Here is a 13,552-nt window from a genome sequence, read left to right as displayed (position 1 = left end):
AAATATATTATGTAAAGATACCTCCTTCAAAGATAAATGAATTTGTTTTAGGTTTTCCAAATGGTAGTGAATTTGGAGCTTATGATGGTTTATGGGTACCAGGTGGTTTTACCAAACATGGCACTATGGAAATAGTGTGTCTGAATACTGAAAATTTTGATTTTAATCAGGATTGGAATAGGTTTTTAGATGTTTTTGGTGAAGAGAACGTAATTCCATTAAATGCCTCTGATGATTTAATCAATATCCCACATAGTGTAGGAGCTGATTTAGCAGGTAGTATAAGTCCAGATTTGGAGGAAGTATTAAATGAAGTTTTTGAGAATGATATTCAAGCTAAAACAGATTTTATAACTACTTATAACTCTAATGAAGAATTTTCTGATTATTTTAGTACTTTAGACGCTAATCAGGATGATGTAAGGGGCTTGGTCAATGCTTGGAAAAGGCTAGATGAAGCTAACTCTCCTCTTAAAACTAATATTGTTGAATTAACAGGTGTATCCAAGCATTTAGATGATATTGACAATTTTGGTGGGTATGATAATTGGAGATTAAGGACTGGAAGATCAAGACATCCTAATTGGACTCAGGTTGATGATGTTGCTAACAAAGTACTTGCAAGAAAGCCTCATGTACTAGAAATAGAAGGGTTGGATAAAGTCCGAAATTACCAAAGGAATAGATTAGAAGGATTTACGGATTGTCATAGTAAACAAGCTTTAGATGATTTTGTAGGTACAAACGGAGGAACTTATCAAATAAAAAACAAACCTTCGAGTTTAGCTGATGATCAAGTTTTTAGTGGTCAACCTGTTATACTTAAAGATGGTAAGGAATACGTCAAAACAAATGGACGAATAGTTGAATATGAAACGGGTAAGTTTGGAGGAACATCTACTTTTTTTCCTGAAAACTGGAATAATGCAAGGGTTTTAGAAGAAGTTGAATATGCAATAAAAAACAATCATGGTGTTGCTCCTAGTAATAACCCAACCGAATATTTTGGTTTTTCAAAAAATGGAAAAGTAGAAATCCACTTTTATCTAAATAGTGACGGTTCAATAGGTTCTTACTTCCCTAAACTTTAGAAGAATGAAATACACAATAGACGACAATGGACAAATCAAGTTAGAAGATAAAAAGTACTGGATTCTTTCAGGGGAATTAAACAATTTTAACATAAATGATCTGTTAGAGATATTAGTTGATATAGAAAATGTGGTGTCGGGTAAATATGAAGGTTCTTCATTTAGTGATAATGTTATAGTTGTAAATTTTGATAGAAGTATAGCCAAAATAGAAGGGTATGATGGAGTAATAGGAGAAGAATCTACCGAAAACATTTACAAGATGCTAAAGGAATGGTATACCATTTTAAAAGAGAAGGAGGATCAACACAGCTAGGTGTAATAAACGTACTGCCTAATCGCGGGATCGGGATTTTGTTTTATAGAACACCTTGTAGCTTTAATTAACTTCATTTTGATAAAAGAAAGCTCAAAATTTGAATTTTCTCTTAAAACTTTTTATTGTCTTTATTATTGGTTTTATCTTTTTTATAAAAAGTACCAATTAGAAAATGGAAAAGATGTAGGTATTGAACAACAACTTTTTCAAATTATAACGGAATTTGAACCTTTAGCAGATGAAATCGATTGGGATTTTGTTGAGGATATAGAAAGTTATATAAAAGTTCACTTACTTTAATTTTAACAAAATAATGAACTAATAGATGTTATTTGTTAATAATAAGGAAGTTTATCAGATGAAATTTTTTGTAAAAAAAGTAAAGTATTAATTGAATGAATTGTACTTTGTTAAAGTTATTAATTAAAATTATTTATGGATTTATTTCAACAAGCAATATTAAATAATGAAATTCCTGACTTTATGTTAGGAAAAGGGGCATATTTTTCTCTAATGAGAGAAAGAGATATTCATGATTATTATAATAATTGGGTTCAGGTAGTATTAAACAGTTTAGCGACAAATAATGCTATGTTTTACATTGAAAAAGGTATAACTGATTTAGTAAAATCAGATGAGAAAAATGCAATTGTTGCTATAATGTTATACTTAGCCTATTACCATCGTTTTTATAATGAAGGTAAAATAAAAGAAGAATGGAATATACCAAATTCACTTAAAGAGGCTGTTAAAGGGAAATTATTTGGTACAAATATAGATTCACTGAATAGTCATGAACAAAATACTTTAAAATCATGTATAAAAACATTGGTTAAGCATAATGTATTTAGTAGTGATTTTGCTTCAGAATTTGAAATCGAATAGAGATAATTTTCTATGTTAGAAGTTGAAAATTCTTGCGTCTAAATAATGAAACGCCTCTATTTTGCAATTAACAAAGTAGAGGTGTATTTATATTTAACGTGATAAATCTATAGTTGAATATTTTTCACTTCATCAATAGTTAAACCAGTTAGGTTTGCAACTTGTTCAATATTTAACCCCATTGATAAACCATTTTTTGCAGTTTCAATAGCCTGTTCTTTTTTTCCTTCTTCTTTCGCTTGATCCAACGTATTTACATAATCTCTAAAAGTTTTTAGAGATTCTTCATAGTTGATTTTATCATTTTCATTCATAGCAGAATATTCTGAAATTTTGAATAATTTTTTAAAAGTTATTTCTTGTAATAGAGGAGGAATTTCGTATAGATTAGACATGTTTTTAATGGCATAAATCCATTTTTCAAACATTGTACTTTGAGGAGTTAATGGTTTTGAAAACTTAGGGAGTTCTAGGTAAACAAAAGAGAGTTTCTTCAGTTTTCATACAATAACCCCGATTGTATTGATACAGTTGTTCAAGCAATGCATCTAAAATGCGAAAGGTGGGATGATGAATTAAATAGAAACCCATTTGTAAGAAAATGTACATATATTCTTGGAGATTTAAGAACGGAATATGCTATTTAGAAATTTAAATAACTTTCAATGTCAGATGATGAAATAATTAAAGGGTATTCTATTTATCAATTAAAACGAATTGGGGAAATATCTTAATCATTTTCCAACTTTTCTAGGTATTAAACAATAACACTATACTGAACTATCATTTTGAAAGTTTGTAACTTATCACACAATCAGTATAATCGAACAATCTAGTATTCGTAGTAGTAAATTTCCTATTCAGTAAAACGCTTCCTTCGAACTTTGGGATTATTTTTGAAATACATAAATTGTGATTTTACATCTCACACAATGTTATAGTTCCGATCGACGCCTTCGTCTTAAACTTAACACCCGGAACAGTGGGTGATCTACGTTTTTAAGATCTAAATTATAATACATAACTTACAATAACAATGAAATTCAACTTAAAAAATAGAGATACTTCTGGTGTTTTGATAGCCTATGTTAAATTTGGATCAGAATCTTTTTTCTGTTTAGCTGATGTAGAATATTGTATAGGAACTTCATGGTTTATGCATGTAGCTTCAACGAAGGGAAGTTTAGAGTTAGAATATTTTAATTTTATCAAAAAATTCAGATTAGATTATCAGGATTTATATCTCGCATATAGATCACTTGATTTGACGGATATTTTTGAAAAGGAAGGGAATAAACCATGTATCTATATTGATTTTTCTCAAAAATATTTTGCTTCCTATTATCAAGAGCAAGAATTAGAAGAAAGAGTTTCGAAAGAGTGGAAAGGTGAGTATAAAAATGTTATAACTTTAGTACCTAAAGAATATAGATATTGGGAATAAAAAAATAATTATATTTCGTAATTTAAATCCTTCAAATAACACACATTTAAAACATGCAAAATGACTTACTATCAGAGGATATTATTCACTATTTTTCAAAAAAGTGGCAGGAAGAATATCAGATTTTCTTTGAAGAAGATTACTTTCAAGTTTTTCTACAGAATCTTTCTTTAGTTTTTAATAATACCTATCCAAATGAACGATTACCTTATTTTAAGGATGAAATTATACCTGATTGGAATGAAATAAAAAAAGAAATACATGCAAAAAAGTCAGCTCTAGAAATATTTACATACTCTGAGAATGAGAAGTGGGTGAAGTTAATAGAAGCTTTACCCTTTCACTATTTACTTCTACTTTTAGGACAACGCCTAACATCTGCAAGTATTACTGATAAAAGAGCAATACCACCATTACAATCTACATTATTAAAGAACAGTTTATTACCGTATAATTCACAAATTAGTAGAGCTACTAGAGCGTGGGAAAAGCATGCAGGCAGACATATAGATAACTTTTGGGGAGATGTAAAAGGTTCGCCTTTAGAAAAAGAAATGCATGTAAAACAACTGTTAGAAAAAATGCTTAAAGAAAAAACATGGTGGAACGTATTTTACCATTATAAACACGGAGTAGTTTATGAAATCCGTATACCCTCAGGACATGGAGTACGTTGGTCTGAGGGAGGAGAAAAATTAATCGGTTTTTTAGAGCCATTCTTAGAAGAATAAGTATATTGATTCATAAAAAATGATAGTAAATAATTTACTATATCTTTTAAAATAAGAACTGTTTGAAGAAATATTCAGTAAGATTTTATTCGATGTATCTCTACCAATATAAAACTGTTTTAGTAATTAACTTGTTAAAATCGTAGAGCAGACTTATATTGTTGTTCCAGCTATAATTACTTATATACTACTGTTCACATTAGCTATTTTAATGAATACTAAAATAAACCAACTAACTGTTTTTTTACTTCTATTTTCCGCTGTATTGTTTGCACAAAACAAATTAAGTCAGAAGTATAATTTTGTACATATAGGTGCAGAAAAAGGACTTACACAAACAGCCATTAGTGATATCCTTATGGATAAAGAAGGCTATATTTGGATGGGAACCTGGAAGGGTTTGTTCCGTTACGATGCCTATGCTATGCACAGCTACTTTGCAGTTATAGATGATACTACAAAGTTACAATCCGATTATATTAATTGTCTTTACGAAGACCAAAATAACACTCTATGGATTGGTACAATGGGCGGCTTGTATAGGTACGAAAGGAAGTTAGATCAATTTAAAAGAATTAACTTCCAATTAAACAAGGTGATGAAGGTTCTAAAAATAGCACCTCGAAAAAATAAGGAAGAAGTTTGGTTATGTACAGTAAACGGACTTTACCTTTTCAATATAAAAAATAAACAACTAACACAAATAATAGAAAATAGAGCAATTACTAATGTTCTAGAAATTGAAAATACCCTTTGGGTGGGTACTAAGAGTGGCTTAATGGTTGTAGATCAAAAAGGGCAGGTAGACGCTAAATTTATGGCTTTAAAAAAGCCTATTAATCTTAATAATAAATCTATTATAAACCTGTTTCAAGATAAAGAGGGTAAAATTTGGATAGCCTCTTGGAAATTATTCTCTTTTAACCCAAAAACGAATACATTTAAAATTGAAGATCAGAATCTTGAAGTTTGGGATTTTTTAGCAATAGAAAATGAATTGTGGTTTGCAACAACAGATGGTATTTGTGTGCTTGATCAAGAAACTTTAGAAAAAAAATTTATTAAACAAGATAGAAAGAATACAAGGGGTTTATCAGAAGATTTTTTGACCACTTTATACCAAGATAAAAAAGATAATATTTGGATTGGAGGTTTTAGAAAAGGGGCTTATTTCTACTCTCCACATAATAATTTATTCGAACTTATTTCTAAAGATTTAGGTGGTTTAGAAATCCTACATCACAATAGAGTAATGGATATTTATAAGGAAGATAGCACTATAGTTTGGTTGGCTACAGATGGCGGAGGTATTACAAAGTTGAATGTCCAAACCAAAAAATCACTTCCTTTAACTACATTAGCGTTGTTTAATAATAAAGCAATTTTATCTATTAGAAGAGATAAAAAGGGTGTCTTTTGGTTGTCTACTTGGGGTGATGGTCTATTTAGTTATAACCAGGAAACCAATAAAATTCAACAATTTAAACATGTTGAAGGAAATGGAACAACATTGCCTGAGAACAATATTTGGCAAACTTTTGAAGATAGCGAGGGCAATTTTTGGGTATCAATTCATGAAATGGGTTTATGCCTTTTTGATACAGATAAAGGAGAGGTAATTGAGCGTATTATTCACAAGCAAAGAGGTGTTGAATTTCTCACCTCATTTTATATTTTTGAAGATAGCAATAAGTGTGTCTATTTTTGTAATACACAGGGTTTAATAGTCTATAATTTAAAATCTAAAATTACAGATATTTATTTTCAGGAAGGGGGCGTAGAGAATACCTTACCTGGGTATTCTGTGAATTGTGGTTTAGAAGATAGTAAAGGTAATATATGGTTAGGTACTAATAATGGTTTAGCACTTTTTGATAAGAAGAATAAGAAATTCTACAAAAAAGGTGGAGAACTAGGTGTTAAAGGACCTAGAGTACAAGCAATAGAAGAAGATAAGGAGGGTAACTTATGGTTAGCAGTAAATAACCAATTGGTAAAGTATTCTACCATAACAGAAGAAATTGTTGTATTCACTACAGACGATATAGGTATAAATGGAGAGTTTATTATTGGGGCATCTCATACATTAGCAAACGGACAATTATTTTTTGGGAGTACCAATGGTGTTGTTGTTTTTGATCCGAAAACTATTCGGATCAATAAAGTAAAATCGCCCGTTAAACTTGTAAATTTCTCTTTGTTTAATAAAAAAGTAACTTTAGAAACAGAAGATTCGCCTTTAAAACATGTAATTGATCAAACAGAAAAGATTCAATTAAAACATTACCAAAATGTATTTTCAATAGATTTTAGCACCTTAAATTATGTACAATCAGGACAAAATAAATACATGTATTTATTAGAAGGTTTTGATAAAGATTGGCAACATATCGGCCATAAAAGGTCGGCTACATTTACAAACCTAAATGCAGGTAAATATACATTTAGAGTAAAAGGAGCAAATAACGATGGTATTTGGAACGAAGCAAAACCACTAATTATAGAACAATTGCCTCCGTTTTGGTTAACGTGGTGGGCTAAATTACTTTATCTTGTTTTGTTTATTGGTTTAATCTATTTTTTCTATCGTTTTTTAATGAATAGACATAAGCTAGAAAGAGCAATAGAAATAAGTAGAATAGAAGGACAGAAAAAAGCAGAAGTCAATAAATTTAGAGAGCAGTTTTTTACTAATATATCTCACGAATTAAGAACACCACTAACATTAATAGTTTCACCATTACAAGCAATTCAGAAGGAGGGAGAGAACTATAAATTTAAAGAAAATCAGCAAGTGTTTAAATTAATGCATACTAATGCAGAACGTCTGCTCAGGTTAATTAATCAGTTAATGGATTTTAGAAAAGTAGAAAATGGATTGTTAAAAGTGCAAGAAAAAAGTGGTGATATTATGCGCTTTATAAAAGATACCTCTCAACTATATTGTTACCAAGCACAGCAAATGCAAATTGTATTTACAATAACAACTGCACCAGATTCTCTTTGGGTAAACTTTGATCACGATAAACTTGAAAAAATTATTCATAATTTACTTTCTAACGCATTTAAGTATACTAATGAAAAAGGAAGTATAACTGTTCATGCATTTTTAATTGAAAAAGTGGATGCCAATTATACAATAGAATTAAATGTGACAGACAATGGAGTGGGTATTGCAGAACAAGATATTGGTAATATTTTTAGTAGGTATTATATGGTAGAAAATTCTTCTGCAAAAGGTACGGGAATAGGGCTTACACTTACTAAAGAACTTGTTGAACTTTGTAAGGGTACAATTAATGTGAAAAGTACTGTAGGCCAAGGGACATCTTTTAACATTCAGCTCTCTTTTAAAGGAGCATTGCCTGCGGTATCTATAAGTAACAAAAAAGAGAATAATTTTGTAATTGAACCTACCGAACAACCAAAAAGCAATACAGAATTAAAACATAAGCAAGCTACTTTATTGGTAATTGATGATAATATAGATATACAAACCTATTTAAAAATAGAATTGTCGTCTATTTACACCATTTGTATTGCTAATAATGGGGCGGAGGGCTTGAAAGTAGCTATAGATAAAACACCAGATTTAATTATTAGCGATGTAATGATGCCGTTAATGGATGGAATGGAATTATGCCATAAATTAAAATCAAATATTGCAACCTCGCACATACCCGTTTTACTATTAACGGCAAAGCATTCTGATAAATCACACTTGCAAGGTTTAACACAAGGGGCCGATGAGTTTATTTCTAAACCTTTTAATATTGAAATACTTAAAACTAGAATTGCTTATCACCTTAAATTAAGAAAAGATTTACAGTTAAAGTTTAAGACAGAAGGGTTTATCAAACCAAAAGAAATAACAACATCAGACCCTGATAAAATATTTTTAGACAAGCTGTATAAACTAGTATTTGAAGAACTGGAAAACCCTGAGTTTAACACAAAAGTACTTTGCGAAAAAATGGGCATGAGTAGAACGTTATTACACACTAAATTAAAAGTACTAACAGCGTGCTCTACTGCCGAGTTTATAAAAAGTGCGAGAATGATAAATGCGGCCAAGTTATTAAAAGATCAACACATTCAAATTAAAGAAGTGGCATACAGTTGTGGATACCTGAATCCTCAACAATTTTCTAATACTTTTGTAAAATATCATGGCATGTCGCCTTCTAAATATCAAGAACAAGACGACGAAAAGAAAACTAATTATTTAGCTAAAAAGGCCGTTTATGACGGTAAAAACAAAGATTGAACAAATAGTGAACGGCTTTAAACAAATAGTGTAGCTACATTTTTAATCATTTAATAGTATTGGGTATCAATTACTTTTTAACTATCCGAACTAATATACTATTAACATGAGTGAAATGAATTACACAAAAAAAACAATTGTATTATTATGTTGCCTTTTGGTAGCTGCATCTCAAGTATTTGCAGGTACTTTACGCACAAATGGTACAATGACCAGCACATTAAAAGCAAATGATTTTGCGGTAACTACACCAGGCTTACTACAAGCAGAAAACTATACAAATGTAACAGGAGATGTAGAAGTAGAAACATCTACAGATACAGACGGAACAACTACCGTTGGTTATTTTGATCCGGGAGATGTACTTTCTTTTGCTACGAATGTACCTACTGCGTTTTCTGCAAAAATAAAATTTAGAGTAGCATCGTTACCAGGTGGTGACTTAGTTTTAACTACAAACAACGGTGATTTATTAACTATTCAGATTCCATCTACAGGTGGATGGACAAATTGGCAAACGCAAGAAATTATTGTTGATTTTCCTGTTTCTAATGTTTTGAATATAGGAACTACAACAGGTGCTATTAATATTAACTGGATTGAGGTAGAAGAAAATGATTGTCCTAGTCCTGCTTTAGCAAGTTTGACAATTAAAGCAGAATCTCTTTCTGTATTACCAAACAATTCAGTTCAGTTATTTCTAGAAGCTTTTGATGGTTGTGGAGTACCTGTGGCAGTAGCTGCACAATGGTCTGCAAATGCACCAAATGGCTTATTTATAGCAGGAGATAACGAAACAACAGAAATTATAAGTGTGCAAGCGGGCGGCTTAACTACTTCTGTAACTGTTAAGGTTGAAAGTTTATCTAAAAGATACAATTTTGTTGTAAACCACCACGGGCGTTTACAAGCTAGTGGCAACAGTATTGTAGGTAAAAACGGAGAAACTGTCAGTTTAGCTGGTAACAGTTTATTTTGGAGTAGTGCAGCCCCAACTTGGTACAGTAAAACTACTGTAGATTGGTTAGTAGACGATTGGAATACGCAAGTTATACGTGCAACAATGTCTGTAAATCCAAAAGATGGTGCAGGTGTTCCTTGGAATTCTAACGATTATGTACAATCTCCAGAATACACAATGGGACTTATGCAAAACGTTATTAATGCAGCAATTGAAAACGATATCTATGTAATGGTAGATTTTCATGAGCATTATTCGGATCAATATACTGCAGAGGCAATTAAATTTTTTGGTGATATAGCCAAACAGTACAATGGGTACGATAATATTATCTACGAACTATGGAATGAGCCTATTAACGACTCATGGGGAACTGTAAAAAACCATGCAGACCAAGTAATTGCAGAAATACGTAAGTACGATCCAGATAATTTGATTGTTGTAGGTACTCCTTTTTATTCGCAAAGAGTAGATGATGCAGCAGCTAATCAGATTCAAGATAATAACGTTGCTTATGCTTTGCATGGTTATGCCATTGAACCTGCTCACGGTGCTTTAAGAAAAGGATACAGTGTACCAACAGTTGGAACAGAATGGGGTATTGGAATTAATGATAACGGTGGTGGTGAAACTGGCGCTTGGTTAAATTATTGGAGAAACCAAGATGGTGGTAAAATCCATGTAATGTGGGCAGTAAACAATAAACAAGTAAACGGAGACGAAAACTGGTCTATTCTTAATGCAAATGTAAATGCAGAAGGCGGATGGAGTACCAATGATTTGTCTACTTCAGGAAGGTTTCAAAGAGATGTGATGCGTGGATGGATTGATTATACGCCAGAAGTAGCTTGTTCTAATGAAGCTTTAGAAAGCATCACTATTAATGCAGCAGCAACGTCTGTTACAGTTGGTTTACCGTTAACTTTATCGGTTACAGGAACAAGTACGTGTGATAATGCATGGAACTTACAAGGAGAGTGGTCGGCAAATGTATCAAATGGTATTTTTACAGCTACGGAAGTAGGAGTTTATACGGTTACCTACACAGACCAAGGAGTTACAGCAACTTTACAAGTAACAGTTACGCCCAATCAAGCACCAATAGCCAATGCAGGTGCGGATCAGTTTTTAGTACAACCTCTTACGGCTTTAAATTTACTGGGTAGTGCTACAGATGTGGAAGGAGATGCTTTAACCTATTCATGGTCTCAAATTAGTGGCCCAATTTCTACTTCAATTGAAAGTCCAAATTCATTACGTCCATTAGTACAAGGGTTATCTATTCTTGGCGAATACGAATTTGAATTAATTGTAAATGATGCTAACGGTCAGACATCTGATATTGTAAAAATTACAACAGTTGCCAATACACCACCAACAGTTAATGCAGGTGTTAATCAAAATGTTATTTTAGGAACCAATGCAAACTTATTGGCTACAGCAACAGATGCTGAAGGGGATAATTTGTTGTATTCATGGTCTCAAATAAATGGTCCAATCAATGGAACAATCATTAATTCGAATGCTGCTCAAGCAACGGTTAGTGGCCTTATTGAGCTAGGAGTTTATACTTTTGAAGTGAACGTAACAGATGGCACTAGTACTGTTTCAGATCAGGTAACTGTAGAAGTGACTCCAGTAGTTAATCTTTTATCCAATGGAGATTTTAGTGCTGGAACATCCGCTTGGACAAGCTTTGTTTTTGAATCTGCTACAGCGTCTAATACAGAAGTTAACGGAGTGTTTAAAAGTACTATTAATTACGGTGGTTGGGAAAACTGGCATGTACAGTTCTACCAAGGTGATTTAACTATTGAGAATAGCCAATCGTACACCTTAAAATTTAAAGCAAGAGCAGCAAGTAATCGTTCAATTCAGGTTGGAGTAGAGAAAAATGGTAGTCCATATACTGGTCATTTTTCTGCAAATCCACAGTTAACAACAACGATGCAGCAATTTGAGTTTGAATTTACAATGGCAAATCCAACCGATACAAATGCTCGTGTTGCATTTAACTTAGGTAATGCATACGCTGATGTTGAAATTGATGATGTAGTGTTATTACCTGGAACTGGTTTACCTTCTAACGAAGCACCAGTGGTAACAGTTGGAGAAGACGAATTTTTATCGAAAGGAACCACTTCTACAACATTAACAGGGAGTGCTACAGATGCAGATAACGGTCCGCAAATAGTAACGTATACTTGGTCACAAACTTCTGGACCGGCTGTAACAATTGTATCACCAACAGCACAAGTTACAGCAGTAACAGGACTTACAAATGGAGGAGTTTATACTTTTACCTTAACGGCTTCTGATGGCGAAGATACAGCTAATGCAAACGTAGTTATTGAAGTTGAAAATGATAATATAATCTTAACAAGAATTGAAGCTGAAAACTATTCTGGTATGAATGGTGTGCAGACAGAAGCTTGTTCTGAAGGAGGTCTTAATGTAGGGTATATTGATGCTTGGGATTGGTTGTCTTTTGATAATATCAATATCCCTACAACAGGAACTTATACGATCTCTTATAGAGTAGCGAGCCAAAATGGTGGCGGGCGTCTAAAATTTGAAAAAGCAGGTGGATCTGTAAACTATGGCGAGATTTCTATTCCTAGCACAGGTGGATGGCAAAACTGGACAACAGTTTCTCATCAAGTAACATTAACTGCTGGAACTCAAAATTTTGCGATTGCAGTACTGGAAGGTGGTTTTAATATCAATTGGTTAGAAATTTCTTCAGGAAGTTCTTCATCTGCTAGAACAATGGACAACAGTGAGTTAGAACAAGAGTTGACGTCGCAAATGATATCAATTTACCCTAACCCAGTGCAACAGCAATTAAGTATTGAAGGGCTATCAAAGTCAGCTTCGAAAGTAGAAATTTACTCTACTGGAGGAATGGTTGTAGAAAGCATTGACCTTTCAGAAAATAAAACATTAAACGTTTCTGTAGAGAACCTCAAGGCAGGGGTCTACTTATTACGTGTATACGATAACGATATAATCCAAACTAAGAAGTTTATCAAAAGATAGACGGAATTTCATTCTTGATTAAAATTTTAAATCACCCCAGTACGTTATTGCAACGTGATTGGGGTGTTTTTTTTTGTACTTAATTTTTTACTATTTCTTTTATAGCATCAACCCAAATAGCATAACCGTCTTCATTAAGATGAGTACCATCAGTAGATAACTTATTATTCATTAATCCTTTTTTATCCTGAAACAGTGGGTTTAAATTAATGTAGGTGAATTTTTTTCCATCGTGTTCCATTACAATAGTATTCACTTTATTAATTAATGGAGCCATAAAATCTTGATGATCTGGCAATATGCTTTCTACATATATTTCTGTTGTAGGAGAAACTTCATGCATTTGATCAACAATTTTTAGAATATTATTTGCAACATATTCAGCCGATGGAATTTGCTTTTGATAATGTAAATTGAAGAGATCGTTTACCCCAATCATAATAAAAACCTTAGATGGTTTATAATAAGCTATCTCACCAAGTCTTAGTAAAAAACCATCAGTTACATCGCCACTTATACCTCTGTTTTTTATATTTGGAAGTCCAAATTTAGCACCCCAATCACCGCCTTTTTCAGTAATACTATTTCCTAAAAAGACAATATCTTTATGTGCCAAAGGGGTTGCTTTAAATACAGCAATTCTTTCTTTATAATGATTGGCCGTCCATTCTGTATGGTATCTTACCTGCATTGTTTTATCTGGATAAAAACTACTAGTATCTACTTTATTTTTAGGCATACAAGAAAGTGAACTAATAAAGAGTAAGGTTATATAAAAGAGGTTTTTCATGTAATTGGATTAGGTTCTTTTGTGA

The 13,552-nt window shown here is 32.2% G+C and carries 10 protein-coding genes; 8 read left to right on the top strand and 2 right to left on the bottom strand.

What is annotated here, in order from left to right:
- Positions 1 to 125 precede the first annotated feature (125 nt).
- The 4 genes from KM029_RS20745 (at position 126) to KM029_RS20730 (ending at position 2,295) form a co-directional block, all read left to right on the top strand.
- Positions 126 to 1,091 (top strand): EndoU domain-containing protein, encoded by a 966-nt coding sequence (locus KM029_RS20745; RefSeq protein ID WP_144076767.1) that lies wholly within the window; start codon positions 126 to 128, stop codon positions 1,089 to 1,091.
- 4 nt (positions 1,092 to 1,095) lie between these two features.
- The gene (locus KM029_RS20740; RefSeq protein WP_144076766.1) at positions 1,096 to 1,407 is read left to right on the top strand and encodes a hypothetical protein; all 312 of its coding nucleotides are present in this window, start codon (positions 1,096 to 1,098) and stop codon (positions 1,405 to 1,407) included.
- Positions 1,408 to 1,485: 78 nt separating this feature from the next.
- The gene (locus tag KM029_RS20735) at positions 1,486 to 1,710 is read left to right on the top strand and encodes a hypothetical protein (protein ID WP_144076765.1); all 225 of its coding nucleotides are present in this window, start codon (positions 1,486 to 1,488) and stop codon (positions 1,708 to 1,710) included.
- A 135-nt stretch (positions 1,711 to 1,845) separates the two neighbouring features.
- Complete coding sequence (locus KM029_RS20730; RefSeq protein WP_144076764.1) at positions 1,846 to 2,295, top strand: hypothetical protein; 450 nt, start codon at positions 1,846 to 1,848, stop codon at positions 2,293 to 2,295.
- Between the two features lie 107 nt (positions 2,296 to 2,402).
- Here KM029_RS20730 and KM029_RS20725 read toward each other — a convergent pair whose 3' ends face one another.
- Positions 2,403 to 2,792, bottom strand: a complete 390-nt coding sequence (locus KM029_RS20725) for a PD-(D/E)XK nuclease family transposase (RefSeq protein WP_144076763.1) — start codon at positions 2,790 to 2,792, stop codon at positions 2,403 to 2,405.
- A 539-nt stretch (positions 2,793 to 3,331) separates the two neighbouring features.
- On the opposite strand from KM029_RS20725, the gene KM029_RS20720 reads away from it, so the two are divergent.
- The 4 genes from KM029_RS20720 (at position 3,332) to KM029_RS20705 (ending at position 12,737) form a co-directional block, all read left to right on the top strand.
- Positions 3,332 to 3,739, top strand: a complete 408-nt coding sequence (locus KM029_RS20720) for a hypothetical protein (protein WP_144076762.1) — start codon at positions 3,332 to 3,334, stop codon at positions 3,737 to 3,739.
- A 53-nt stretch (positions 3,740 to 3,792) separates the two neighbouring features.
- Positions 3,793 to 4,470 (top strand): hypothetical protein, encoded by a 678-nt coding sequence (locus KM029_RS20715; RefSeq protein WP_144076761.1) that lies wholly within the window; start codon positions 3,793 to 3,795, stop codon positions 4,468 to 4,470.
- A gap of 211 nt (positions 4,471 to 4,681) precedes the next feature.
- Positions 4,682 to 8,737, top strand: coding sequence for a hybrid sensor histidine kinase/response regulator transcription factor (locus tag KM029_RS20710; RefSeq protein ID WP_144076760.1), 4,056 nt, complete (start codon positions 4,682 to 4,684; stop codon positions 8,735 to 8,737).
- A gap of 115 nt (positions 8,738 to 8,852) precedes the next feature.
- Complete coding sequence (locus tag KM029_RS20705; RefSeq protein ID WP_158631234.1) at positions 8,853 to 12,737, top strand: PKD domain-containing protein; 3,885 nt, start codon at positions 8,853 to 8,855, stop codon at positions 12,735 to 12,737.
- Positions 12,738 to 12,816: 79 nt separating this feature from the next.
- On the opposite strand, the gene KM029_RS20700 is transcribed toward KM029_RS20705, so the two are convergent.
- Positions 12,817 to 13,527: a GDSL-type esterase/lipase family protein gene (locus tag KM029_RS20700; RefSeq protein WP_144076758.1), complete on the bottom strand. Its 711-nt coding sequence runs from the start codon at positions 13,525 to 13,527 to the stop codon at positions 12,817 to 12,819.
- Positions 13,528 to 13,552 lie beyond the last annotated feature (25 nt).

Origin of the sequence: Flammeovirga kamogawensis (assembly GCF_018736065.1) — a bacterium.
Classification (GTDB): Bacteria; Bacteroidota; Bacteroidia; order Cytophagales; family Flammeovirgaceae; genus Flammeovirga; species Flammeovirga kamogawensis.
The sequence above is the reverse complement of the archived record's forward strand: the minus strand, read 5'-3'. Positions and strand labels throughout refer to the sequence as shown.

Coding starts and splice junctions, on each gene's coding strand:
- KM029_RS20745 (WP_144076767.1), top strand. CDS start 126: ATGGAAATAGTGTGTCTGAATACTGAAAATTTTGATTTTAATCAGGAT.
- KM029_RS20740 (WP_144076766.1), top strand. CDS start 1,096: ATGAAATACACAATAGACGACAATGGACAAATCAAGTTAGAAGATAAA.
- KM029_RS20730 (WP_144076764.1), top strand. CDS start 1,846: ATGGATTTATTTCAACAAGCAATATTAAATAATGAAATTCCTGACTTT.
- KM029_RS20720 (WP_144076762.1), top strand. CDS start 3,332: ATGAAATTCAACTTAAAAAATAGAGATACTTCTGGTGTTTTGATAGCC.
- KM029_RS20715 (WP_144076761.1), top strand. CDS start 3,793: ATGCAAAATGACTTACTATCAGAGGATATTATTCACTATTTTTCAAAA.
- KM029_RS20710 (WP_144076760.1), top strand. CDS start 4,682: ATGAATACTAAAATAAACCAACTAACTGTTTTTTTACTTCTATTTTCC.
- KM029_RS20705 (WP_158631234.1), top strand. CDS start 8,853: ATGAATTACACAAAAAAAACAATTGTATTATTATGTTGCCTTTTGGTA.
- KM029_RS20700 (WP_144076758.1), bottom strand. CDS start 13,527: ATGAAAAACCTCTTTTATATAACCTTACTCTTTATTAGTTCACTTTCT.